Origin of the sequence: Providencia sp. PROV272, assembly GCF_049901975.1 — a bacterium.
Lineage (GTDB): Bacteria > Pseudomonadota > Gammaproteobacteria > Enterobacterales > Enterobacteriaceae > Providencia > Providencia stuartii.
In genome coordinates this window covers 1,020,318-1,044,676 of sequence record NZ_CP096291.1, presented here as the reverse complement: position 1 = coordinate 1,044,676, position 24,359 = coordinate 1,020,318, and the positions used below count along the sequence as shown (strand labels likewise).

The window sequence follows — 24,359 nt, the reverse complement described above, 5'->3', positions numbered from 1 at the left end:
CTCCTTAACTATTCAGTGATTCAATTAGCCTATCCATTATAGGGATAGGCTAATTGAGATTATTTTATTGTGGCCACTGCATTTCGCCTTTAATGACTTTGGCACTTAGCTCTAAGCTCGATTTGTCATCAAGATGAGGGTAAGCCTTCTCCATTTTGCTCGTAAGCTCTTTGGCATCTTTACTTTGTTCAGCCATGGCCTCAAAGGTATTCAAGTAATTTTGAGTAAAGGTAACAGAGCTAAGATCCATTTTTGATTTGCCAGTAAAGTGCCCAGGTACAACGGTTTTAGGTTGTAAAGCTTGAATGCTTTCTAAAGTTTGTTGCCAGTGTTGTCGCGATGATTGAGTTTGAGTATCTGCAATCCAAACATGGATATTATCAGAGACAACGACTCCCCCAACGACAGCTTTCAATGATGGAACCCAAACATAAGTACGCTCTGGAGCTGGACCATCACTTCCTTTAATAAAGAGAGTTTCACCATCGACAGTAAAACTATTGCCTTGTATCACATCGGGTACGATAAGTGTTGTTGGCGCTTCGTTTTTAAGCACTTCACCCCAATATGCCAACTTGCCATCTTTCGATGCTTTGATAGCTTCAACGGTTTCTTTCGTCGCTATCACCTTAGCTTTAGGAAATGCTTTCGTGATCGTATCTAATCCAAAATAATAATCGGGATCAGAATGGCTGATATAAATGGTTGTTAGGGTTTTATTGAGCGCTTTTATCTTTTTCACTAAGGCCTGTGCATCATTTTTTTGAAACTGTGCATCGATCAGCACAACTTCTTTATCACCGCTGATAATTTCAGAGGAAACGGGAAATACACTGTTATTTCCTGGATTATAGATATCTAATTTAAGCTCTGCTGCATGGGCAAATGTAGCGCTCATTGCAAGTAAAGTGGCGGCGTCGATAGCATGTTGTTTCATCATTAACTCCTAATTGTTAGCCATATTTTAAAAACCTCGTTAAGTTGGGTGTATATTAAATTGCAATAATGATGAGAAAAACGCCATAATTAGCAAATCTTTGTTGCACAAATCGGTCAAATAGATGGATAGATTAACGGCGGTACAGGTTTTTATTAGTATTGTTGAGCATGGCAGTATGAGTGCTGCCGCAGATAAACTCGATATGTCACGAGCGATGGTGACCCGATATCTTGCTGAAATGGAACAGTGGGTTGGGGTACGTTTATTAAACCGTACGACAAGGCGGCTGAGTTTGACATCGGCAGGAGAAGGGGTTTATCAACAAGCGCTAAAGTTAAATGCACTCTCTTTAACTCTGCCTGTACAACAGCAACATGATGCGACTCAATTGACGGGGCTAGTGCGTATTAGTTGTGCTCAGTCGATTGCCAGCCAAGCGCTTTCTGTCGCAATAACCGAGTTTTTACAACACTACCCGAATATGGCGATTGATTTAAGTATTACAAATAAGGCGGTGAATCTGATTGAAGATAGGATTGATTTGGCTATCCGTATTACGAATCAATTAGAGCCGAGTTTGATAGCCAAGCCGCTTTCAACGTGCCACTCTGTGATTTGTGCAGCGCCATCTTTTTTCAAAGATAAAAAAATACCGACTAAGCCGGAGGATTTAGCGCCACTGGAATGTTTGACCTACAATTTTTTTGGGCGCAGTTTATGGCGTTTTGAAAAAGATGGGGAGCCTTTTTCCGTATTAGTAGGAGGGCGACTCAGTGCCGATGAATCTGTATTTTTGGCTCAAGCGGCATTAAATGGTGCAGGTATTGCTATGCAGCCTTATTTATCGGTCAAAAAATACTTAGAATCAGGGGAGCTGCTCCAGTTATTACCCGACTATGTGCCGCAGCCATTGGGAATTTATGCAGTGTATGCCAGTCGCCAAAATATGCCGACAACATTAAGAGCTGTACTGGATTTTTTAGGTAACTGGTTTACAACTTCAGAATATTGGCAGTCACTGATGCAGCAACGCGCTACTTAAATCCTGCTCAGTTTTGGCAAATGAAGCCCGTAAGTATTGGGTAAAAATATCTAATAGTTGTGATGATGGCCGGTGAATCGGCTTAATTAAACTCACCGTAAAAGGAATCGAAAAACTCAATGGGCGAATGATCAGCTTACCTGCTGATTGCTGGTGGAAATCCAAAGCGGTGATAGGGTTGACGATTGAAATACCGATGCCTTTTAACGCCATTGCGCAGATAGACGATGCTGAATGCGTCTCCATCACCATTTTTCGCTCAATTTGATGTTGGGCAAAAATGGTATCGATAATCTGCCGATAGCTGTCTGTTAGTGACAGGCTAATGAAGTTTTGTTGCTGAAAATCAATCGGTGTTAAAACGGGTTTATGCTCAAGGGGATGACCCGCCGGTAAGACACAAACCTCATTCAGCGAGCCTAATGTGAGTTGTTCTGTGCCTGGTGGCGTTTGTAAGTGTTCGGTTAGACCAAAATCATAACGTTGAGCCGATAGCCACTCTTCGAGGATTGGTGATTCTTGAGGGATCACTGTCAGATTGACGTCAGGATAATCAGCCATAAATGTTTGGCACACTTGTGGTAGTAATGATTGGGCGAAGGCGGGTAAGCATATGATGGAGATCTGTGCATTATCAAAACGGCGGATGGTTTGTACTGAGTTTTTTATCCGCTCTAAACCATAATAAGAGCGCTCAACCTCCTCAAAAAAGCGCAATCCCTGTGCTGTCGGGCGCAATCGGCCTTTAACGCGATCAAATAATTTGAACTGTAGCAGATGTTCAAGGCGAGCAAGCTCTCGACTAATGGTCGGCTGTGAGGTATTTAGCAGTAACGCTGCTTCTGTTAGATTCGGCGTCGTCATTACCGCCCGAAAGATTTCAATATGTCGCCAAGAGAGAGTTTGCATGATGTTTTTCTTTCTATATCAAAAATGAATAGACTTTAGCAAAATGGATATTTTTTTTCCCGAACTTTCTCTGAATAATAGGACAATATAAGAAAAATTTACGTGCGAGAAAAACATGACCTCATTTGCCACCACTACTAGCCAATATTTAACGCCCGAATACTTATCGACGTTACCTGAACAGTTTGGCACCCCTGTTTGGGTGTACGACAGCTCAGTGATTATTGAACGAATAAATCAGCTCAAACCCTTTGATACCGTGCGTTTTGCTCAAAAAGCTTGCTCAAATATTCATATTTTGCGCTTAATGCGTGAGCAGGGAGTCAAGGTTGATTCTGTTTCGCTAGGTGAAATAGAGCGTGCGCTTGTGGCTGGTTTTCAGGCTGGTCGTGAAAACTCAGAAATTGTTTTTACTGCTGATGTACTGGATAGAGCCACTTTGGCACGGGTGACTGAGTTAGATATTCCGGTGAATGCTGGATCTATTGATATGTTAAGCCAGATTGGTGAGCAAAAATCGGGTCATCCTGTGTGGTTGCGTATTAACCCTGGTTTTGGTCATGGCCATTCACAAAAAACCAATACAGGTGGTGAAAACAGTAAACACGGTATTTGGTATCAAGACCTACCAAAAGCACTGGAACAAATTCGCCGTTATAATCTGTCATTGGTTGGGCTACATATGCATATTGGCTCTGGGGTCGATTATCAACACTTAGCAAATGTCTGTGATGCAATGGTTGAACAAGTGATCTCGTCAAATGCGGATATTCAGGCGATTTCAGCCGGTGGTGGGTTATCGACACCTTATCGAGAACAAGATGAAGTTATCGATATTCAGCACTATTACAGCCTTTGGAACACTGCTCGCCAACGAATTGAGCGTCATTTAGGTCATTCTATTGAACTGGAAATTGAACCGGGTCGCTATTTGGTTGCTGAATCGGGGGTATTGCTCGCGGAAGTGAGAGCGGTTAAAACGATGGGAAGCCGCCACTATGTGTTGGTCGATAGTGGATTTAATGATCTGATGCGTCCTGCAATGTATGGGAGTTATCACCATATCTCTGTATTACCTGCTGAGGGGCGCTCATTAGAAAATGTACCTTTAAAAGAGACTATTGTCGCGGGGCCTTTGTGTGAATCGGGGGATGTGTTTACCCAGCAAGAAGGAGGAATGGTCGAGACCCGTTTACTGCCTGATGTGCAAGTAGGGGATTATTTGGTCTTCCATGATACTGGTGCTTATGGGGCGTCGATGTCATCAAACTACAATAGCCGCCCTCTGTTACCTGAAGTGTTATTAATTGAGGGTACGCCAAAACTTATCCGCCGTCGCCAAACGATTGAAGAATTATTGGCATTAGAGCTTTAATCTTTTTTGACGATACTGCTTTTTAAAGCAGTATCGTGACCAACTAATATTAAAATTCATTTATTAAAATACTATTCCTGACCTATTTTCTTTCGGTTTTTAACTCATCCTATCTCAGAAATTAAGCGATAAAAAATAAGTTTATATGTTGAAAAAATAAACATATATTCATTGTAATAACTAAGGTTAATTTATTATTGCTTGAACTTATAACTAAAATTATTTGTTTATATTGAAATAAGGCCACCTATAAATAAAAAACGGCCAGTCTATTGAATAATGATAAATATTACTTTTGTATCGTGAGCTTAACTATTTTTATCGAGAGCAGTAGGTTTCCCTATTTTAGAGTAAACCAATAGATTGTTTTTTATCCAAAGTAGACGTATGTCCAATTAACCTGTAGGGATATTGGTATCTATCTTTTGAGTTTCTATTATTAGGGCGCTTTCAGGTAGGCGGATTAAAGTTATTACTTTTACATTCAGACTGCGGTTTATGGGTTGAAAAAATAAGTTGTTATTTTAAAATATTATAAATTCTGGATAGTGTAGATGACTTCACTTAGTGAATTCTAGATTACCATAAAATTAGCCGTCATTATTGTAAAGAATTGAATATTACCCTTGATCCATTCGTTCAGATGCACTTTAATGCTCACCATTCATTTACTGAATGGACGAATGGTAACCTTCAGTGTTTTAGAGAGTTTTTTGCTGATTTAATGATTAGATAAGTGAATGGCTGTCTAAAGTTGCTGATATTAATTATCATAGATAATGAATTCAACAATGAAGAAAAACGCGTTTTGTTAAATACCCTTAAACTAGACGATATCTTTGAGGACGAGCATTAATCTGTGGCGCAGCAAATACGTTGGTGTAATTTTAGCGGGAGAGTCTCTGACAAACTGACTCATTTCGTATTTAGCTTATTCATCACCTTCATGACATTGTTAAGTCATGGAAAGGATGTGGTACTAAAATAGGTTAATGGCGCTGAATTTACTCCGGTAGCGTCTGAATATAGGCTAAAAAAACCATAGTTTATGTCTGGTAAATATATCGCCAAATTAAAGGTAAATTTGACAACATAAATATTGCAGTAAGGGATAATATCTCTTAAGCACTTAGTGGATATCTTTTGAACTGAAATAGTAAGAGATAAACACATAAATGTTATGCTGCTTTGATGACCATTTTTATTATGGGCAAAGTGGCTTCTTATATGAATGACTGATGAGAAGGTGTAATGGCATCTTCACTAGAGGTCATTTCTAGATTTTATAAAAAGCAATATCATAAAATAGGGAACTGAATATGAAAAAAGCATTACTAATTTCAGCACTATTAGCCAGCAGCGTAGCGATGGCTGATAATTCTTCAATCGTTCGTACCGCAGTACCTGACTTCCCAATCTCGAGCGTAGTTGAAGTACCTGCGAATATGAAAACCTATTATTTCAGCGGTGTTGTTCCATCAAAACAAGCTGATGGTTCATTCGGTAAAAACACAGAAGAACAAACCGTCAATGTACTTAACTCAATTAAGTCTGCATTGGAAAAACAAGGCCTAGGATTAGGTGACGTTGTTAAAATGCAAGTTTTCCTTGTTGCAACACCAGAAACAGGAAAAATGGACTTTGACGGCTTTATGAAAGGTTATACTCAATTCTTCGGTACTAAAGCTCAGCCTCTGACACCAGCTAGATCAGCAATGGAAGTGAAGGCTCTGGTTCACCCTGAATGGTTGGTTGAAATTGAAGTTACTGCGGTTAAAAAATAAGCCGTTTTAGCAATCAATTTCCAGCCTTAATATAGGCTGACCGCCTTTTGATGATAAAACTCTCGGTAATATTTATCGGGAGTTTTGTATTTTAGCGCTAAATAAAAACGCCGCTGTAATTATCTGCTAACCAAACTTCTTAGTATTTCGACCTAAAGGCAATAGTCACATAGCATCTGTTGTTTGAAGGGGAGTGGTGTCGAACAGTGAAATGCCCATACAAACGGGCCTTATAGCAGGAATGGGTAGCGAGCGTGATTGCTCCACTAACAAAATAATTATTGTATAAAAAGACACACCATCCTCTACCTTATGACTTTTTAATAAATATTCAGTTTCCTTTTATGAGCCAGTTTCCATGCAAAAAATAAAGCCCCAATATGCTTGGGGCTTTATGGCGCTGACAATGTAGGCAGCTAATTAAGCGGCTTGCTTTTTCTTAGCTTGCTTTTCATTTTCCTCGCGAGGGTTTTTTTCACTGTGTACGCCTAGAGCATCAAACTCAAATTCATCAACATTGATGGTGCGTAGACGGCTTGCCTCTGCTTTACGTAAAATATCAGCTTCTTCTTGTGTGATAATATTTTCAGGCAACATCTGCTCTGCCAATTTATCTAAGCGAGTGAAGCTAAACTTGCGCTCTTTCAGACGGCAGATGCGCTCAAAAATTGGCTCTGCAGCGATGATGTCATACAGTGCCTGATTCACTAAACCATGCGGGTTATGCTCTGTTGGTGTCAGATATTGCCCACGACCGATCCTGTCACGAGTTTCAGATGGCTCCATTAACAGTTGTGCTAGCTTGTGGTCTAGGCGATCAGAAGGGGCAGACATAGCACGACCAGTCGGGAACAAGGTAATGCGCATTAAACCTGCAACCATTCTATTTGGGAAGTTTTTCAATAAATCATCCATAGCCTTCTCAGATTGATACAGACAATCTTCTACAGCCCATTTTACCAGTGGTAAATCCGCTTTTTGACGACCTTCATCTTCATAACGCTTAAGTGTTGCGGTTGCTAAATATAAGTGGCTGAGAATATCGCCTAAGCGTGCAGAGATACGCTCACGACGTTTTAAGCTACCACCTAAAACAGCCATGGAGATATCGGCAAGTAAGGCAAGGTTAGCACTTTGGCGATTTAACATTTGATAGTAACGACGTGTTTCATCTTTTGTTGGCGCGCTACTTCCTCGACCATTGGTTAATCCCAACCAGAAACTACGGACTTGGTTGCTAATAACATGTCCAATATGACCAAATACCGCTTTATCAAATTTGTGCAGATTATTGTCTTGTGCTGCCGCCATCTCTTCCAGCACATAAGGATGGCAACGAATAGCCCCTTGGCCAAAGATGATCATGCTACGGGTTAAGATGTTGGCACCTTCAACGGTAATGGCGATTGGCGCACCTTGGTAAGCTCGACCAACAAAGTTAGATGGGCCAAGACAAATGCCTTTACCACCCGTAATATCCATGGCATCGATGACTGAATGTTGCCCACGGTGAGTACAGTGGTATTTAACGATAGCAGATAGCACGGCAGGTTTTTCACCTAACATGATACCAGAGGTAATCAATGTAGCAGCAGCATCCATCAAATAGGCATTACCTGCGATACGAGCGAGCGGCTCTTCAATCCCTTCCATCTTACCAATAGGCAATTTAAATTGGCGACGAATATAAGCGTAGGCTCCTGTCGCCATTGCAATGCTCTTTAAGCTACCTGTCGAGTTAGATGGCAGAGTAATTCCACGACCTACAGATAAACACTCCACAAGCATACGCCAGCCTTGGCCTGCCATTTTAGGGCCACCGATAATGTAGTCGATAGGAACAAAGATGTCTTTTCCGCGCGTTGGTCCATTCATAAATGGAATATTCAGTGGGAAGTGACGATGGCCTATTTCGACGCCTGGGGTATTAGTGGGGATTAACGCACAGGTGATCCCTAACTGTGTTTCACCACCCAATAAACGATCGGGATCCGATAATTTGAAAGCCAACCCAAGAACTGTCGCGATGGGGGCAAGAGTGATATAGCGTTTGTTCCAATTTAAACGCATACCTAACACTTGCTCTCCTTGCCATTCACCCATACAGACAACGCCAGTATCAGGGATAGCACCGGCGTCAGAGCCAGCTTCTGGGCTAGTAAGCGCAAAACAAGGGATCTCTTCACCTGTCGCTAAGCCAGGGAGGTAACGTTTTTTCTGTTCATCAGTACCATAATGTTGCAGCAACTCACCTGGCCCCAATGAGTTAGGAACACCAACGGTGATAGCTAAGATACCGGAGACACCCGCCAATTTTTGTAAAACTTGGGATTGCGCATAGGCAGAGAACTCAAGGCCACCATACTCTTTTTTGATGATCATGGCGAAGAAGCGGTGCTCACGTAAATATTGCCAAACTTCTGGGGGGAGATCGGACAATTCATGGCTTACTGCAAAATCATTCACCATGCCACAAACCGTTTCTACAGGGCCATCAATGAAGGCTTGTTCTTCAGCCGTCAGCTGTGGTTTTGGGTAATTATGTAATTTATTCCAATCCGGTGCGCCACGGAAAAGGTCACCTTCCCACCATGTTGTTCCTGCATCAATGGCTTCTTTCTCTGTACGAGACATGGGAGGCATGACTTTTTGGAACATTTTCAGTGCACGCACTGAAACCAGTGATTGACGCACGGGAGTGAAAACAAAAGGGAATAACACAAGAGCTACTGGCAGTAACATCCAGTAACTCCATACATCAAGTACCCCCATAACGGCGGTATAGGCAAGTAACAGAACGGTACTCAATGTTAACGAAGTCTTGTGGTAACAGAGAATACCGATTAATGCGAGAAATAGAATTATGCTGAGTAGGGTCATAGGGAAACTCCTGTCTACTTGTAAGAGGTCTGACCTGTTGTTTCTCTTAATCTATATCCAGTAATAAACAATTAGCAAGACATTTACATCTTAATTACAACTTGGCTCACAAAATCACCAAATAATGTTTGGTGATTGTTTCATAAAAAAATTTGTGAGATAGATGAAGTAGGCGAAAAGGGAGAAAAAGAGGCAAAACGCATTGATTAGCCCTAAATGCATAAATCAAGCGTAATCAGATGTAGAAAGAAAATGTACCCTGTGTAACAATCTGAGTAGTAAAGATTAATTACCTATCTTGATGCCGTTTATCATGGCACAAAACTCGTTAAATTTAAGGGGAAATCTCATGTATCAAGACCTGATCCGTGGTGAATTATCAGAAGCGGCCGATACGTTGGCAAAATTCCTTAGTGATGATGCAAATATTCAGGCTATTGAGCAAGCGGCGGTGTTACTGGCAGATTCCTTTAAAGCCGGAGGAAAAGTGCTTTCGTGTGGTAATGGTGGCTCCCACTGTGATGCCATGCACTTTGCTGAAGAACTGACAGGGCGTTACCGTGAAAATCGCCCAGGCTATCCTGCTATTGCCATTTCTGATGTTAGCCACTTATCTTGTGTCAGTAATGACTTTGGCTATGAATATGTGTTTTCTCGCTTTATTGAGGCTGTAGGTAAAGAAGGGGATGTTCTTCTGGGCATTTCGACTTCTGGCAACTCAGGCAACATTATCAAAGCTATTAGTGCTGCGCGTGAAAAGGGCATGAAAGTGATTACGCTGACTGGGAAAGACGGCGGCAAAATGGCGGGTAGCGCAGATATTGAAATTCGTGTACCTCATTTTGGTTATGCGGATCGTATTCAGGAAATCCATATTAAAGTGATTCATATCCTGATCCAGCTGATTGAAAAAGAAATGGTAAAGTAGTTTCTTAAACTATAGAGGGTCTTGTAATGTGCGAATTACTTGGCATGAGTGCAAATGTGCCAACAGATATTAACTTCAGCCTAAGTGGACTGATATCCCGTGGGGGGCAAACTGGCCCACATAAAGATGGTTGGGGGATCACGTTTTATGAAGGGCTGGGGTGTCGCACTTTTAAAGATCCTCAACCTAGCTTTTTATCCCCAGTGGCACGCTTTGTGCAGGAGTATCCAATCAAATCGGAAACGGTGATAGCACATATTCGCCAAGCGAATCGAGGTGATGTCACACTAGCAAACACGCATCCTTTTACGCGTGAATTGTGGGGACGTAATTGGACCTATGCACATAACGGGCAATTAAAAGGGTATCGCTCACTAAATACAGGGCATTATCGACCGATAGGTGAAACAGACAGCGAAAAAGCATTTTGCTGGATTTTGAGCCAACTTGCAGCGAAATATCCGAAAACCCCCTCGAATTGGCCCGCTGTTTTCCGTTTTATTGCGGTGCTGGCTGAGCAGTTACGTCGTAAAGGCGTATTTAATATGCTGCTATCAGATGGGCGTTACGTAATGGCATTTTGTTCAACCAATCTTTATTGGATCACTCGTAAAGCTCCATTCGGTAAGGCGAAATTACTCGATCAGGATATTGAGATCGATTTTCAAAGTTGCACAACACCAACCGATATTGTTTCAGTGATTGCCACGCAGCCGCTAACAGGTAATGAAAATTGGCACAAAATTGAACCGGGTAGTTTCGTGCTATTTCACCTCGGCCAACGTATATTGCGATCGAAGTCTCAATAAAGTATCCGACCTTTCTGGCAAGCTATTCACAGCATACTTTCCTGATGTTACAGAGATTTGTGCGGGCTTGCCTACATCCTGAAAGTAATCATAAGCCGGTTTTAGTTGCTGCCAGAAAGCGTAATGGCTGGAGTTTCTGTGGATCAACATATTTTCTTTTGTCATTCGAAACGGGTAAATACTGACATCAATCGTGCTTTGTCCACTTTTAAAAGCACTTTCAACAGTTTGGTAGATTTCACTCATGTATTTATCTGTCATCGCATAGCAACCAACAGAAACACAGTCGCCATGTATCATCAAGTAGTTACCTTCATAGCCCTGTGCTCGGTCATATTCATTAGGAAAACCTAAATTAATAGATCGGTAATACCGACTGTTTGGATTTAGTTGGGAGGCGGTTATTTGATAAAAGCCTTCAGGGCTTTTTAGATCACCTTCGCGCTTTTTAGGGCCTAGCCCGCCCGAAAACTTACAAATTGGATAAGTTTTAGATAAGTTATATTTTCCGTTCGGCGCTTTTTGATATAGCTCCAAGACGCCTTCTTGCTTAAATATCTGAATAAAGATCGCGGAATTTTGCTGGTTAGTTGTTTTACTATTAAGCAAAAATGAATGGTTATTCGCTTCAGCAACCGTAATTTGCAGAAAAAACAGGTTGAAAATAAAGCTAATAAGGATATTTTTATTCATACTTAAACCAAATTTAAATGAGTATTTTTGCCTAAAAAAAAGACATTATGGCGCTATTTTAAATGAGCTAAAAGTAATTTGATATAGCCTATTAATAGTTTCGTACGGAATAGATATTGTGTGAAAATCGCACAGCGTTCGATAAATATGATGTAAATGCTCGTTTTTTACGAATAATTATAAAGAAAGTTGAAAATTTATTGTAATTTGCTTGAGCTAAGTCACTTGAATATCCGGACAGAAGTCGGGGGAACTGATAAAATTACGAGCGGCAGAAAGAGAATAGCTTCACGATATCAAGAGAATTATTTGCTTGAGTTATGTGAGTAACTTGAGCTGTTTTTATTTACTGAGTCGCTATGGTCTATGTCAGGATCATTAGCTTAGGGTTAACTTAGAAACTTGTGCAGATCTTATGATTAAAATTAAAAAAGGACTCAACCTTCCTATTGCAGGTGAGCCAGCCCAAGTAATAGAAGACGGCCCGAAAATTCAACACGTAGCATTGCTAGGTGAAGAATATGTCGGAATGCGTCCTTCTATGCTGGTTAAAGAAGGTGAGCACGTTAAAAAAGGGCAGGTTCTTTTTGAAGATAAAAAGAACCCTGGTGTCTTATTCACTAGCCCAGCCTGCGGTAAAATTATTGCTATTCATCGTGGTGAGCGTCGTGTACTCCAATCCGTTGTTATCGAAATTGATGGTGACGAGCAAGAGGCCTTTGCTGCTTATAAGCGTGAAGAGCTTGCAGGATTGACTCGTGAACAAGTCGAAGAAAACTTGGTTAAATCAGGTTTATGGACAGCATTGCGAACGCGTCCATTTAGCCGCTCACCGGCACTGGGTTCCTCACCCGCCGCGATTTTTGTAACGGCGATGGATACCAACCCACTTGCTGCTGACCCACTTGTGATTATTCGTTCACAACAACAAGCTTTTAATGATGGTTTAACCATTATTAGCCATTTAACCGAAGGTAAAGTGCATGTTTGCCATGGCGCGGGGGATTTAGCGAAATCTGATAATCACCCACAAGTGAGCTATAGCGAATTTGCAGGCCCTCATCCCGCAGGCTTAGTCGGTACTCATATTCATTTTCTTGAGCCTGTGAGCCTCAATAAAAAAGTATGGCACCTTAATTATCAAGATGTCATTGCGATTGGTAAGTTATTCACAACAGGCTATCTATATACTGATCGCGTGATTGCCCTTGCGGGGCCTCAAGTTGAGAAACCACGTTTAGTTAAAACTCGTCTTGGTGCGGATCTCTATGAGTTAACAAAAGGTCAGCTCAAAGAGGGAGATAACCGCATTATTTCTGGCTCTGTACTGTGGGGCGTACCTTGTGATGATACACATCACTATTTAGGGCGTTTCCATAATCAGGTTTCAGTATTACGTGAAGGGCGTGAAAGAGAGCTTTTCGGCTGGATTTGGCCGGGCTTTAATAAATTCACCATTACACGTACAACGGTTGGCCATTTCTTGAAAGGCAAACGCTTCAACTTCACCACAACCATGAATGGTGGTGAGCGCTCAATGGTGCCAATTGGTAATTATGAACGTGTAATGCCTCTCGATATTATGATAACTCACCTGCTACGAGACCTCCTTTCTGGAGATACGGATTCATCTCAGGAGTTGGGGTGTCTAGAGTTGGATGAAGAAGATCTGGGACTGTGTACTTATGTATGCCCGGCTAAATATGAATATGGCCCTGTACTTCGTGATGTACTGACCAAGATTGAGCTAGAAGGGTAATTCCATGGGTTTGAAAAATTTATTTGAAAAGCATGAGCATCATTTTGAGCCTGGTGGAAAGTTAGAAAAACTCTATCCATTGTTTGAAGCTGTTACGACAGTCTTCTATACGCCAGGTACGGTGACTAAAGGTCGTTCTCACGTTCGTGACACAATAGACCTGAAACGCATGATGATCTTGGTTTGGTTATCTGTATTTCCTGCGATGTTCTGGGGGATGTATAACGTTGGTAACCAAGCCATTCCTGCACTTTACCACTTATACAGTGGGGCTGAGCTACAGCAAGTTTTAGCGAGTGATTGGCACTATCGCTTAGCTCAATTCTTGGGGGCATCATTAACACCTGATGCGGGCTGGGGTAGTAAAATGCTGCTTGGTGCAGTCTATTTTCTACCTATCTATGCGGTTGTTTTTGCAGTCGGTGGTTTTTGGGAAATTCTGTTTTCTCTGATCCGCGGTCATGAAATCAACGAAGGTTTCTTTATATCGTCCATCCTATTTGCCCTGATTGTGCCGCCAACTATCCCATTATGGCAGGCGGCGCTCGGTATTACATTTGGTGTGGTCATCGCTAAAGAAATTTTTGGTGGAACAGGGCGCAACTTCTTAAACCCTGCACTTGCAGGCCGTGCTTTCTTGTTCTTCGCTTACCCTGCACAAATTTCGGGTGATCTTGTTTGGACAGCGGCGGATGGCTTCTCTGGTGCAACCCCACTTTCTCAATGGGCTGCTGGCGGTGAGCGCGCGTTAATGAATACGGTATCTGGTGAGCCAATCTCTTGGATGCAAGCATTCCTAGGGAATATGCCTGGCTCTATCGGTGAAGTTTCCACATTGATGATTTTCATTGGTGGTGCCTTCATTATCTTCTTCCGTATTGCATCATGGCGCATCGTTGCTGGCGTTATGCTTGGGATGATTGCCATGTCTTACCTGTTTAACTTTATCGGGTCAGAGACGAATCCATTGTTTGCAATGCCATGGTACTGGCACATGGTTTTAGGTGGTTTTGCATTCGGGATGATCTTTATGGCGACGGACCCAGTTTCGGCCTCGTTTACAGATAAAGGCAAATGGGCCTACGGTATTTTGATCGGTGTAATGTGTGTGCTTATTCGTGTTGCAAACCCGGCATATCCGGAAGGCATGATGCTAGCAATCCTGTTCGCCAACTTGTTTGCTCCTCTGTTTGACTATCTGGTCGTTCAAGCAAATATTAAACGGAGAAAAGCCCGTGGCTAATGAAAAAACAACCAATAAAGATAGCGTCGGAAGAACGTTCATAGTCGTTTTTATTCTATGTCTAGTCTGTTCTATCGTCGTAGCCGGTTCTGCTGTAGGATTAAAATCTAAGCAGCAAGAACAAATTTTATTAGATACGCAACGTAATATTTTGAGTGTTGCAGGTCTATTGCAACCTAAAATGACAGCGGAAGAAGTGCAAAAAGTTTACAGTGACCGTATTGAACCTAAGCTGTTGAACTTCCAAACTAATGAGCTTTCTGATAGCAAGAGTCGCTTTGACCTCAATAGTGAATTACGTAGCGATGAAACCAGCATTGCACTTTCACCTGAAGAAGATATCGCCAAAATTCGCCGTCGTGCAAATACGGCTGAAATCTATCTTGTGAAAGATGAACAAGGCAAAATTTCACAAATTATTCTGCCTGTTTATGGGTCAGGACTATGGTCGGTGATGTATGCCTTCGTTGCGGTAGATGTGGATGGCGTGACTTCTCGTGGTATCACATATTATTCGCATGGTGAAACGCCAGGTCTTGGTGGTGAAGTCGATAATCCACAATGGAAGGCGCAATGGCCGGGTAAAAAACTGTTCAATGAGCAGGGGGTACCGGCAATAAAAATTGTCCGTAGTGGCTCTACGGATAGTCCTTATGGTATCGATGGCCTTTCAGGTGCAACGCTAACATCAAACGGCATTCAGCATATGTTTGATTTTTGGTTAGGTGATAACGGTTTTGGTCCGTTCCTGAAAAAAGTTCGTGAAGGAGCGCTGAATAATGGCTGATTCTAAAGAAGTAAAACGCGTCCTACTTGGGCCTTTGTTTGATAACAACCCAATTGCGTTACAGATCCTCGGGGTGTGTTCTGCACTGGCAGTAACGACTAAGCTGGAAACGGCTGTTGTCATGACCATCGCAGTAACTTTGGTTACCGCGTTCTCTAACTTTTTTATCTCATTAATTCGCAACTACATTCCAAGCAGTGTGCGGATTATTGTTCAGATGGCAATTATTGCTTCTTTGGTTATCGTTGTTGACCAAATTTTGCGTGCCTATGCTTATGAGATATCTAAGCAGCTGTCGGTGTTCGTCGGCCTTATCATTACAAACTGTATTGTTATGGGTCGTGCAGAAGCCTATGCCATGAAAGCGCCACCGGTAGAAAGCTTTATGGACGGTATTGGTAATGGCCTTGGTTATGGTGTCATTCTGATCCTCGTTGGTTTCCTACGCGAGCTGTTCGGCTCTGGCAAATTGTTTGGTATTACCGTTATGGAATCATTGCAAAATGGTGGTTGGTATATGCCTAATGGTTTGTTCCTGTTAGCGCCTAGTGCATTCTTTATCATTGGTATGCTGATTTGGGGATTACGTACCTTGAAACCAGCTCAGGTAGAGAAGGATTAAGTCAATGGAACATTATATTAGTCTGTTCGTAAAAGCTGTGTTCATTGAAAACATGGCATTGGCATTCTTCCTCGGTATGTGTACATTTTTGGCGGTATCGAAGAATGTTAAGACAGCTTTCGGTTTAGGTATTGCTGTTACCGTGGTGTTAGGTATTTCTGTACCTGCCAACAACCTTGTGTACAACCTAGTACTGCGTGATGGTGCATTAGTTGAGGGGGTCGATTTATCTTTCCTTAACTTTATTACCTTTATCGGGGTTATTGCAGCACTGGTGCAAATTCTGGAAATGATTTTAGATCGTTATTTCCCGTCACTTTATAACGCATTGGGTATCTTCCTGCCGTTGATTACCGTTAACTGTGCAATCTTTGGTGGCGTCTCTTTCATGGCTCAGCGCGATTACAACTTTAGCGAATCTATCGTTTATGGATTCGGCTCAGGTATCGGCTGGATGTTAGCAATTGTGCTGTTAGCATCGATTCGTGAAAAGATGAAATATTCAGATGTTCCGGCGGGTCTGAAAGGCTTAGGTATTACCTTTGTCACCACCGGTTTGATGGCACTGGGCTTTATGTCCTTCTCCGGTGTGCAGCTATAAAGGCGAGAAGAATTCATGGATATTATTATTCTAGGCGTAGTGATGTTTACCCTGATTGTCTTCGTGCTAACAGGTCTGATCCTGTTTGCTAAATCCAAGTTAGTCAATACAGGGAACATCAAAGTTGAAGTTAACGGCGACCCTGATAAGAGCTTTGAAGCTCCCGCAGGTGACAAGCTGTTAGGTATGTTATCTAACCAAGGGATTTTCGTTTCATCTGCTTGTGGTGGTGGTGGCTCCTGTGGTCAATGCCGCGTGAAAATCAAAGAAGGTGGTGGGGATATCCTGCCAACAGAGCTTTCTCACATTAATAAACGTGAAGCGAAAGATGGTTGCCGTTTAGCTTGTCAGGTGAACGTTAAACAAGACTTAAAAATTGAGTTACCAGAAGAAATTTTTGGAGTGAAAAAATGGGAATGCGAAGTTATTTCTAATGATAACAAAGCAACTTTCATTAAAGAACTGAAACTGAAAATTCCTGAAGGTGAAGTCGTACCATTCCGTGCAGGTGGTTACATTCAGATAGAATGTCCACCACACGTAGTGAAATATGAAGATTTTGATGTTCCAGAAGAGTACCGTGAGGATTGGGATAAATTTAATTTGTTCCGCTATGTTTCTGAGGTAAAAGAACCCACAGTTCGTGCTTATTCAATGGCTAACTACCCAGAAGAACACGGGATCATCATGTTGAACGTGCGTATTGCTACACCGCCACCACGTAATCCGGATGTTCCACCGGGCATCATGTCATCTTATATTTGGTCGCTAAAACCGGGTGATAAAGTGACAATTTCTGGGCCATTTGGTGAATTCTTCGCTAAAGAAACCGATGCAGAGATGATCTTTATTGGTGGTGGTGCGGGGATGGCACCAATGCGTTCACATATTTTTGATCAGTTAAGACGTCTAAATTCGAAACGTAAGATCAGCTTCTGGTATGGTGCTCGTTCTAAGCGCGAAATGTTTTATACAGAAGACTTTGATCAATTAGCGGCTGAAAACGAAAACTTTACTTGGAATGTTGCACTTTCTGACGCATTGCCGGAAGATAATTGGGATGGTTATACCGGGTTTATTCATAATGTATTGTATGAAAACTACCTGAAAGATCACCCAGCACCAGAAGATTGTGAATTCTACATGTGTGGGCCACCAGTGATGAACGCTGCGGTTATCAAGATGCTTAAAGATCTTGGTGTAGAAGATGAAAATATCTTGTTGGATGATTTCGGTGGTTAAGTAACCCTAGAGTTGTTTGTATATACTTTAAATAATTCGAGGTACAGCGAGACGGCAGGCCAATGAGTGACTAGGAATTTAAACAGCTTTGTGACTCGTGTGAATGAATGCCATCAATAATGTTGAAACTTGAAGTATGGCGAGTATAGCGCCCACTTGTGTGGGCGCTTATTATTGAAGCAGAGAAAATTATGCTGAACAGAAAAGTGATTACCCCAGTGCTGCTATTTGCAGCGACACTATTGTTGGCTGCCTGCGGTGGGCCTGAACAGGCAAACCTTCAGGGTCAGACAATGGGAACCTACTATTCCATTAAATATGTTGCTGAATCTTCATCGCCAAGCAGTGAATCTATCCAAGCTGAGATAGATAAGCGCTTAGAAGAAGTGAATGATCAGATGTCAACTTATCGTCCAGACTCGGAATTAAGTCGCTTCAACCAATTTAAAGAGGTTAATGTTCCTTTTCCTGTTTCAGCAGCAACAGCGAAAGTTGTTAAAGAAGCCATACGCATTAATGAATTAACTAATGGTGCATTAGATGTCACGGTAGGGCCGTTAGTCAATTTATGGGGCTTTGGGCCAGAAGGGCGAGTAACCAAAGCACCAACAGATAGTGAATTGGAGAAACGTCGTGCATGGGTTGGTATAGAAAAGCTGTCTGTGCAGGGCAATAACTTAATTAAAACTATCCCTGAATTGTACGTTGACCTTTCTTCGATAGCAAAAGGCTATGGCGTTGATGTTGTGGCTGAATACTTGGAGTCAATTAATATCAATAATTATATGGTTGATATTGGTGGTGAAGTACGTACAAAAGGGAAAAATGGTAAAGGTGCACCTTGGCGGATTGCGATTGAAAAACCACAAACCGATGGCGTAAACCAAACGGCTCAGGAAGTGATTGAACCTGGTGATATGTCTATAGCTACCTCTGGTGATTATCGCAACTATTTTGAACAAGACGGTGTGCGCTTCTCTCATACCATCGACCCGAAAACAGGGATGCCAATTAAACATAACCTCGTTTCGATTACGGTACTGGCACCAACTTGCATGAGTGCTGATGGGCTATCGACTGGGCTTAATGTATTAGGGCCTGTTGAAGGTTTTGCCTTAGCTGAAAAGCTCGATATTCCTGTGTTTATGATCATTAAGACAGAAAAAGGCTTTGAAGAGCGTTATACTAAGGCATTCAAGCCATTTTTACAGAAAAAGCAGTAATTAGGAGGATGTAAGAATGCTAAATGTTTTTATTGCAGCTTTCGTCCTATTCCTACTGGCATTTCTCGGTATGTCACTAGGGTATATTATTAAGCGCAAAAGTATTCAAGGTAGCTGTGGTGGGTTAAGCAGTATTGGTGTTGAAAAAGTCTGTGATTGCCCTGAACCTTGCGATGCCCGTAAAAAACGTATGGCACGGGAAGAGGCTCGCCAAAAGGCACTTGAAAAACACCGCATTATTTAAATAGTCGATATTAGTATGATGACAGCCTTAACTGCGAACATTCACAGTTAAGGCTTATTTTTTATTTGGCGGTCTAATTAAGACAGATAGCTTTAACGTAAAACCGATTAGATAAAGCCAGCTAAAATTTACTTAATGATTTCGCTTTTAAAAGTTTTAGGGGAATCAACCATCACGGCATCCGCACCAATTTCTTTAGCTAATTGATAATCTGCCGCACTATTGACACCAAATAGAACAATGTAGGCCTGACCATTTTTTCTAAAGCAATCAATGGCTTCTTTATCCCATGACAACGTTGCAGGTGAGCGAGCCTCTCCTAACGTATATTTCTCTACAACCTCGACTTTACGGTGTAATTCAAAGCCATACCAACGCGATTTAGATTGTGCATCACTGCTGACTGAACAATGATGATTCATCGCGCTATTCGCTAAGATAGTGCGTGTTTCATCACGGCTTTCAAAGGTATTAATTTTATCGGAGCGCTTGGTTAGAGCTTTTACAAATGCATCATTGGTTGAATAAAACCGAGTATTTTTAAAAGCATTATTTTTTTCGAGCAGGGAGTACACCGCTTCTGCTTGAGTATCTGGATCGGCGTCAGGTGATTTTAAATCAATATAAAACGCAGTATCTGGATATTTTTTAAGAATGGATCCAAGTGTTGGGATCGTGGTTTGCTGTAACGGTAATTGAAGATGAGCTTTTTTATTAAATTGATGGGCGGCATTGAACGTTGTGAGTTGTTGAGCGGAGTAATCAGAAATAACCCCTTTTTTATCGGTTAATGCCTCTAACTGGCTTGGCCGATATAGAACAAGTTGATTATCTTTAGAGAGTTGGACGGTTAGCCAAATAATATCGGCGCTATTTTTTTTAGCCAGTTCAATTGCATAAAGCGTATTTTCTGGCGCATCTGCCGTTCCTGCTCTATGGGCAACAATTTGTGGTGATTGAGCGGCTGCACTGTAGCTGGCAAGAAACAATAAACTGATAGCCACCCCTTTTTTAATAGATGGCATTGCTGTTTTTGTCATATTTATTACCTATAATAATAGTTATCTCAATGAGTTAAATACGTTTCAGTGAGCTCTTTTTGTAATACTTTTTTTGCTACTTGTAAGTAGTACTTGATTGAATTAGGACTAACTTTTAACTGAGTTGCAATTTGTTGGTAAGTCATCCCTTCAAATTGCGCGAGTAAATAAGCTTGTTCCATATTTTCAGGTAGTTTGGCAAGTTGCTCAGACAGTAATTGCAATTGCTCTTCGACTACTAACTGAGTTTCTAAATTCCACTCTGGCTCAGGCTCCACCAGCAAACGTTGATATTCCGCTTCGATGCGTTGCCGACGATAAAAATTGGCGATGTTGCGTTGTGCCAGTGTGTACATAAAGGCTCTCGGAAATTGCAAAGTTTGGCAGCGATATGTTTCAATCGTATGAACAAAGACATCCTGTAAAATTTCGTTTGCGATATCGCTATCAGGTGTGCGCGCAAGAATATAGCGAAATAGGCTAGGGGCGTGCTGTTGCAAAAGTTGGCTTTCTTCTGCCAAGTCGCTATTTTCTATAGAGGGAGTGTGTGTTGTCATAAATAAAAATAATTATTATTATCATTTTTATTTTATTGTCAATTATGGACTCTCAGAGATGAGAGCCCATCGATTGCTTAGAAGTACTTGGTGATACTTAAGCGAACATCACGACCAACGCCTGAGACAGACTCCCCTAAGTAGGGATAGTAGTCACGGTCAAAGAGGTTAGTCGCGGTCACTCTAATATTGGTATCTGGAATAAATTCAGGTTGCCATTGCGCAAATGCGCCATAGAGTGCATAGCCTTTCGACTTTGGGTATCCCCATGAATCGGCTTTAGGATCTCTATCTGCGGGAGAGCGGACTTGATGACCAACAAAGTCACCGGTGAGACCAAAGTTGGCATTCCATTGAGGGAGTTTATACCCCAACATAACATGTAAGGTATCTGGTGGGATCTCACCAATCCATGTTTTTTGCCCAAACCAAGGGTCTCGAGGGGAAGCATCACGTTCCCCCTTGATGGCGGAGTAGGCCATTTTACCGAATACATTCGGGCTATCATAAAATAGCTCAATTTCTAAGCCCTCAATGGTGTAACCGGGTAAGTTACGGTAATTGGATAAGGGGCGACCACAATCGCCAGTACCATTTTTCTTGGCTTCACAGTATTCACCACGGCGGCGGAATATCTCATCTTTTCCTCTGTTACGAAAAAGCGTAGTTCGTATTTGCAGCTGATCATTGGCCTGTATGACTTGATCAAAGTCGAGTATTGCGCCTAAACGTACCCCATCCATGCGCTCCTTACCCAAGTTTCGACTACTTCCGGTTAAACTACTATTGGCAAATTGCACCTCATATTGTTCATCAATAACAGGTGCACGCCATGTGCGGCTAACATCCCCGAATAAAGTGAGATTCGGTGTCGTTTTCCAAAGAATGCCTAAGTGAGGTGAAATACCACTATAAGTGACAGAACGGTAGTCATGACCAATTAGCGGGTCTTGCTCCATATAGGTTGCGGCTAAGTTTCCTTTACCTTTGTTCTGCACATAGTCATAACGTAAGCCCGGTGTGACAGTGAGTGTGTGCCAACTAATCGCATCTTGGAGATATACACTAGTGGTTTCTTGAACACCTGCTGGCATAAATTGTGGCTGATAATAACCATAGTTATATTTAGGGTTTTTCGCTTTTCCCGCATCAAACATCAAAATACCGCGATCATTTTTATGCCAACGAGCACCTATAGTAAGTTGATGTTCTAAACGACCAGTATCAAATAGACTTTCATTATGGATATCAAATAGCTGATCGGTATAGTCAACCCAACTTTTATTCCCTAAGCTGGAGGTTAAGTATTTTGAAGCATTTTCTGGTCGGGTATCATGCTGTTGACTCTTAGACCAAGCATAAGTTGTCGTTAGGTTGATCCAATCACTATTTTCAGGGATATAATTCCATTTCACACTATAGTTTTGATCTTGTTGATCCCGTTGGACCAATTTGCGTTTTATCGCACCGTCAAAACCATATTGCTCAATCTCTTTTTGCGTTGGTGTTGCTAACTCATCTCGTTTGGCTGCCCAAGGAACTAAGTTATCTGATTCGGAGCGCATTACCGATAGACTGAGCGTGTGTTCATCATTGAGATAAAGGTTGGTTTTCAGTAAATAAGAGAGTTGGTCAGCTTGCGAAAAGCCAAATCGAGTGCCATCGGGGCGGCGTAAATCATCCCCTTTTCGTTTACTGATATACAGCAAACCATCTGCAACGCCATTTAATGTTTTACCATATAGTGCTGAACTGTAAATATTTTGGCGATCATTAGTGTGATAGCTATATTTGAACATAGCGCCAAAATGTTGATCGGCAAGTAGTAAGTCTGCGGGATCTTTGGTGGTAATTTTAACGGTTCCGCCGAAACCACCATTACCATCCATAATATTATGTGGTCCTTTATCAACGTCAATGCGTTTAATCAGCTCAGGCTCGATAAACACAGAGCCTTGGCGATATTTTTCAAATCCTTTAGGGGCATCATCAAGGGTCACTTTGACATCTTCCACATCGCCCATGCCCCAAATATTTAGGGTTTGTCCACCGGGGCGAGGTGAACCTGATGAGGAGACCCCCGGTAGCTGATCAACTAATTCTGCAAGGTTATTAGCTTGAGTACGCTCAATATCCTTCAGTTTTAATACAGAGCTACCGGCACCGACACTGGAATTTAAATTACCAACAACAGAGAGCGCGGGGAATTGCACGACATCATCTTGTTGTTTTGTCTGTTTAACCTCTTCCGATGCACTTTGCCCAAATGCAGAGGAGGTAACAACAAGTAATCCAGCCAGAGAAAGGTGATTAAATGTTGATAAAAAGAGATGTGTAGAGTTATTGATTTTAAACCATGAAATATAATTTTTATTCATTATTTTCCTACTAATTAACCATTCTATAAACATCTTTAATGAGTCGTTTTGAGGTGGTTTTTCGGGTAATAAAAATAATAATTATTTTCATCTATGTTGCTTGCTTGAGGAATAATTGCACAGTCTATAAATATACTGTATATTTGAACAGTGTTGTTTGTCGATCAGATTGCTATGCGTAAAATAATTCATATCGATATGGACTGCTTCTATGCAGCGATAGAAATGCGTGATGACCCAAGTTTGCGCAATATTCCAATTGCCGTCGGTGGGAGTGCTGACCGCCGTGGTGTCATCAGTACCGCGAATTATGAAGCGAGGCGTTATGGCGTACATAGCGCCATGTCAACGGCGGTTGCATTAAGGTTGTGCCCTCATCTGAAAGTTGTACCGGGTAGGATGGCCCTTTATAAAGAAACCTCTTTACACATTCATAAAATCTTTTCCCAGTATACGGATTTAATAGAGCCTCTTTCTTGGGATGAAGCTTATTTGGATGTCAGTGAGTGTGAGCATTACCACGGCTCAGCGACATTGATTGCCCAAGCCATTCGCCAGCAAATTTTTGATGAACTGCAACTCACTGCTTCGGCAGGGATAGCCCCAATAAAGTTTTTAGCCAAGATAGCGTCTGATCTAAATAAACCGAATGGCCAATACGTGATCACGCCTCAAGCGTTGCCCGACTTTGTTTGGTCATTGCCATTAAAGAAAATTCCTGGGGTAGGGAAGGTAACCGCACAAAAATTACTCGATATGGGGCTAGAAACTTGTGGTGATGTACAAAGTTATGATGTGGTTAACTTAATCAAAGTGATGGGGAAATTTGGTCAAGTCCTGTGGGAGCGTTGCCATGGAATTGATGAACGCTCAGTCAATCCCGATAGGCTACGTAAATCTGTTGGTGTCGAACGCACACTGGCAGAAGATATTCAACATTGGGAAGATTGCTTACCATTACTTAATCAATTATATGAAGAGTTGGAAGTCAGGCTTATGAAAGTGAAACCGGACCGCCGTATTGCTCGGCAAGGGATAAAAATGAAATTTAATGACTTTCAGCAAACAACTCAAGAGCATGCTTATCCCATTTTAGACAAGCAAGACTTAATATCATTAGCTAAGCAAGTGTGGGAGCACCGCCGTAAAGATCGAGGTGTTAGGCTAGTGGGCCTGCATGTAACGTTATTAAGCCCACAGATAGAAAGGCAATTATTACTAGATTTCTAAAAAACACCCGCCATTAATGACGCTGATCCCATAAAGCTAGACCGTTCATTAAGACGGGTATTTGAAGAAACAA

Annotated in this window: 21 protein-coding genes; 14 read left to right on the top strand and 7 right to left on the bottom strand. The window is 41.7% G+C overall.

Annotated elements, in window-relative coordinates; all coding sequences use genetic code 11:
* Positions 1 to 64 precede the first annotated feature (64 nt).
* Positions 65 to 937 (bottom strand): MBL fold metallo-hydrolase, encoded by an 873-nt coding sequence (locus tag M1E93_RS04650; RefSeq protein WP_426207152.1) that lies wholly within the window; start codon positions 935 to 937, stop codon positions 65 to 67.
* 124 nt (positions 938 to 1,061) lie between these two features.
* Here M1E93_RS04650 and M1E93_RS04645 point away from each other — a divergent pair, with 124 nt between their 5' ends.
* The gene (locus M1E93_RS04645) at positions 1,062 to 1,982 is read left to right on the top strand and encodes a LysR family transcriptional regulator (RefSeq protein WP_426207151.1); all 921 of its coding nucleotides are present in this window, start codon (positions 1,062 to 1,064) and stop codon (positions 1,980 to 1,982) included.
* Here the strand turns inward: M1E93_RS04645 and M1E93_RS04640 are convergent.
* Complete coding sequence (locus M1E93_RS04640) at positions 1,956 to 2,891, bottom strand: LysR family transcriptional regulator (RefSeq protein WP_004923231.1); 936 nt, start codon at positions 2,889 to 2,891, stop codon at positions 1,956 to 1,958. The genes M1E93_RS04645 and M1E93_RS04640 overlap by 27 nt on opposite strands.
* Before the next feature lie 115 nt (positions 2,892 to 3,006).
* Between M1E93_RS04640 and lysA the strand changes: the two genes are divergently transcribed.
* Both lysA and M1E93_RS04630 read left to right on the top strand, forming a co-directional pair.
* Positions 3,007 to 4,266, top strand: a complete 1,260-nt coding sequence (gene lysA / locus M1E93_RS04635; protein ID WP_004923229.1) for a diaminopimelate decarboxylase — start codon at positions 3,007 to 3,009, stop codon at positions 4,264 to 4,266.
* Between the two features lie 1,319 nt (positions 4,267 to 5,585).
* Entirely contained in the window at positions 5,586 to 6,050 is a 465-nt protein-coding gene (locus M1E93_RS04630) for a RidA family protein (RefSeq protein ID WP_004923225.1), read from the top strand.
* A 420-nt stretch (positions 6,051 to 6,470) separates the two neighbouring features.
* On the opposite strand, the gene fadE is transcribed toward M1E93_RS04630, so the two are convergent.
* Entirely contained in the window at positions 6,471 to 8,930 is a 2,460-nt protein-coding gene (gene fadE, locus M1E93_RS04625) for an acyl-CoA dehydrogenase FadE (protein WP_040132885.1), read from the bottom strand.
* A 349-nt stretch (positions 8,931 to 9,279) separates the two neighbouring features.
* On the opposite strand from fadE, the gene lpcA reads away from it, so the two are divergent.
* Positions 9,280 to 9,858 (top strand): D-sedoheptulose 7-phosphate isomerase, encoded by a 579-nt coding sequence (gene lpcA / locus M1E93_RS04620; protein ID WP_014656671.1) that lies wholly within the window; start codon positions 9,280 to 9,282, stop codon positions 9,856 to 9,858.
* Between the two features lie 26 nt (positions 9,859 to 9,884).
* On the top strand, positions 9,885 to 10,667 hold the full coding sequence (locus M1E93_RS04615) for a class II glutamine amidotransferase (RefSeq protein WP_426207150.1): 783 nt from the start codon (positions 9,885 to 9,887) through the stop codon (positions 10,665 to 10,667).
* Here M1E93_RS04615 and M1E93_RS04610 read toward each other — a convergent pair.
* Complete coding sequence (locus M1E93_RS04610) at positions 10,623 to 11,360, bottom strand: L,D-transpeptidase family protein (protein WP_014656669.1); 738 nt, start codon at positions 11,358 to 11,360, stop codon at positions 10,623 to 10,625. The genes M1E93_RS04615 and M1E93_RS04610 overlap by 45 nt on opposite strands.
* Before the next feature lie 415 nt (positions 11,361 to 11,775).
* Here M1E93_RS04610 and M1E93_RS04605 point away from each other — a divergent pair, with 415 nt between their 5' ends.
* The 8 genes from M1E93_RS04605 (at position 11,776) to nqrM (ending at position 19,081) form a co-directional block, all read left to right on the top strand.
* Positions 11,776 to 13,119: a Na(+)-translocating NADH-quinone reductase subunit A gene (locus M1E93_RS04605; RefSeq protein ID WP_004923217.1), complete on the top strand. Its 1,344-nt coding sequence runs from the start codon at positions 11,776 to 11,778 to the stop codon at positions 13,117 to 13,119.
* A gap of 4 nt (positions 13,120 to 13,123) precedes the next feature.
* Positions 13,124 to 14,362, top strand: a complete 1,239-nt coding sequence (locus M1E93_RS04600; RefSeq protein WP_004923214.1) for an NADH:ubiquinone reductase (Na(+)-transporting) subunit B — start codon at positions 13,124 to 13,126, stop codon at positions 14,360 to 14,362.
* Entirely contained in the window at positions 14,355 to 15,149 is a 795-nt protein-coding gene (locus M1E93_RS04595) for a Na(+)-translocating NADH-quinone reductase subunit C (protein WP_004923212.1), read from the top strand. Before M1E93_RS04600 ends, M1E93_RS04595 begins: the two co-directional genes overlap by 8 nt.
* Positions 15,142 to 15,771 (top strand): NADH:ubiquinone reductase (Na(+)-transporting) subunit D, encoded by a 630-nt coding sequence (locus M1E93_RS04590; protein ID WP_004923209.1) that lies wholly within the window; start codon positions 15,142 to 15,144, stop codon positions 15,769 to 15,771. Before M1E93_RS04595 ends, M1E93_RS04590 begins: the two co-directional genes overlap by 8 nt.
* Positions 15,772 to 15,775: 4 nt before the next feature.
* Positions 15,776 to 16,372, top strand: a complete 597-nt coding sequence (gene nqrE, locus M1E93_RS04585; RefSeq protein ID WP_004923207.1) for an NADH:ubiquinone reductase (Na(+)-transporting) subunit E — start codon at positions 15,776 to 15,778, stop codon at positions 16,370 to 16,372.
* A 15-nt stretch (positions 16,373 to 16,387) separates the two neighbouring features.
* Positions 16,388 to 17,614: an NADH:ubiquinone reductase (Na(+)-transporting) subunit F gene (gene nqrF, locus M1E93_RS04580; RefSeq protein WP_426207149.1), complete on the top strand. Its 1,227-nt coding sequence runs from the start codon at positions 16,388 to 16,390 to the stop codon at positions 17,612 to 17,614.
* A 191-nt stretch (positions 17,615 to 17,805) separates the two neighbouring features.
* Positions 17,806 to 18,837, top strand: coding sequence for an FAD:protein FMN transferase (locus M1E93_RS04575; RefSeq protein ID WP_426207148.1), 1,032 nt, complete (start codon positions 17,806 to 17,808; stop codon positions 18,835 to 18,837).
* 16 nt (positions 18,838 to 18,853) lie between these two features.
* The gene (gene nqrM, locus M1E93_RS04570; protein ID WP_004923200.1) at positions 18,854 to 19,081 is read left to right on the top strand and encodes a (Na+)-NQR maturation NqrM; all 228 of its coding nucleotides are present in this window, start codon (positions 18,854 to 18,856) and stop codon (positions 19,079 to 19,081) included.
* Between the two features lie 128 nt (positions 19,082 to 19,209).
* Here the strand turns inward: nqrM and M1E93_RS04565 are convergent, their stop codons facing one another.
* The 3 genes from M1E93_RS04565 to M1E93_RS04555 form a co-directional block, all read right to left on the bottom strand.
* Positions 19,210 to 20,121 (bottom strand): glycerophosphodiester phosphodiesterase family protein, encoded by a 912-nt coding sequence (locus M1E93_RS04565; protein WP_036941530.1) that lies wholly within the window; start codon positions 20,119 to 20,121, stop codon positions 19,210 to 19,212.
* 26 nt (positions 20,122 to 20,147) lie between these two features.
* Positions 20,148 to 20,678 carry an RNA polymerase sigma factor gene (locus M1E93_RS04560; RefSeq protein WP_426207147.1) on the bottom strand — a complete coding sequence of 177 codons (531 nt, stop codon included), beginning with the start codon at positions 20,676 to 20,678 and terminating at the stop codon, positions 20,148 to 20,150.
* A 77-nt stretch (positions 20,679 to 20,755) separates the two neighbouring features.
* Positions 20,756 to 23,056: a TonB-dependent hemoglobin/transferrin/lactoferrin family receptor gene (locus M1E93_RS04555; protein ID WP_426207146.1), complete on the bottom strand. Its 2,301-nt coding sequence runs from the start codon at positions 23,054 to 23,056 to the stop codon at positions 20,756 to 20,758.
* Between the two features lie 174 nt (positions 23,057 to 23,230).
* Here M1E93_RS04555 and dinB point away from each other — a divergent pair, with 174 nt between their 5' ends.
* Positions 23,231 to 24,286, top strand: coding sequence for a DNA polymerase IV (dinB, locus tag M1E93_RS04550; RefSeq protein ID WP_014656663.1), 1,056 nt, complete (start codon positions 23,231 to 23,233; stop codon positions 24,284 to 24,286).
* Positions 24,287 to 24,359 lie beyond the last annotated feature (73 nt).

Coding starts and splice junctions, on each gene's coding strand:
- M1E93_RS04650 (WP_426207152.1), bottom strand. CDS start 937: ATGAAACAACATGCTATCGACGCCGCCACTTTACTTGCAATGAGCGCT.
- M1E93_RS04645 (WP_426207151.1), top strand. CDS start 1,062: ATGGATAGATTAACGGCGGTACAGGTTTTTATTAGTATTGTTGAGCAT.
- M1E93_RS04640 (WP_004923231.1), bottom strand. CDS start 2,891: ATGCAAACTCTCTCTTGGCGACATATTGAAATCTTTCGGGCGGTAATG.
- lysA (WP_004923229.1), top strand. CDS start 3,007: ATGACCTCATTTGCCACCACTACTAGCCAATATTTAACGCCCGAATAC.
- M1E93_RS04630 (WP_004923225.1), top strand. CDS start 5,586: ATGAAAAAAGCATTACTAATTTCAGCACTATTAGCCAGCAGCGTAGCG.
- fadE (WP_040132885.1), bottom strand. CDS start 8,930: ATGACCCTACTCAGCATAATTCTATTTCTCGCATTAATCGGTATTCTC.
- lpcA (WP_014656671.1), top strand. CDS start 9,280: ATGTATCAAGACCTGATCCGTGGTGAATTATCAGAAGCGGCCGATACG.
- M1E93_RS04615 (WP_426207150.1), top strand. CDS start 9,885: ATGTGCGAATTACTTGGCATGAGTGCAAATGTGCCAACAGATATTAAC.
- M1E93_RS04610 (WP_014656669.1), bottom strand. CDS start 11,360: ATGAATAAAAATATCCTTATTAGCTTTATTTTCAACCTGTTTTTTCTG.
- M1E93_RS04605 (WP_004923217.1), top strand. CDS start 11,776: ATGATTAAAATTAAAAAAGGACTCAACCTTCCTATTGCAGGTGAGCCA.
- M1E93_RS04600 (WP_004923214.1), top strand. CDS start 13,124: ATGGGTTTGAAAAATTTATTTGAAAAGCATGAGCATCATTTTGAGCCT.
- M1E93_RS04590 (WP_004923209.1), top strand. CDS start 15,142: ATGGCTGATTCTAAAGAAGTAAAACGCGTCCTACTTGGGCCTTTGTTT.
- nqrE (WP_004923207.1), top strand. CDS start 15,776: ATGGAACATTATATTAGTCTGTTCGTAAAAGCTGTGTTCATTGAAAAC.
- nqrF (WP_426207149.1), top strand. CDS start 16,388: ATGGATATTATTATTCTAGGCGTAGTGATGTTTACCCTGATTGTCTTC.
- M1E93_RS04575 (WP_426207148.1), top strand. CDS start 17,806: ATGCTGAACAGAAAAGTGATTACCCCAGTGCTGCTATTTGCAGCGACA.
- nqrM (WP_004923200.1), top strand. CDS start 18,854: ATGCTAAATGTTTTTATTGCAGCTTTCGTCCTATTCCTACTGGCATTT.
- M1E93_RS04565 (WP_036941530.1), bottom strand. CDS start 20,121: ATGACAAAAACAGCAATGCCATCTATTAAAAAAGGGGTGGCTATCAGT.
- M1E93_RS04560 (WP_426207147.1), bottom strand. CDS start 20,678: ATGACAACACACACTCCCTCTATAGAAAATAGCGACTTGGCAGAAGAA.
- M1E93_RS04555 (WP_426207146.1), bottom strand. CDS start 23,056: ATGAATAAAAATTATATTTCATGGTTTAAAATCAATAACTCTACACAT.
- dinB (WP_014656663.1), top strand. CDS start 23,231: ATGCGTAAAATAATTCATATCGATATGGACTGCTTCTATGCAGCGATA.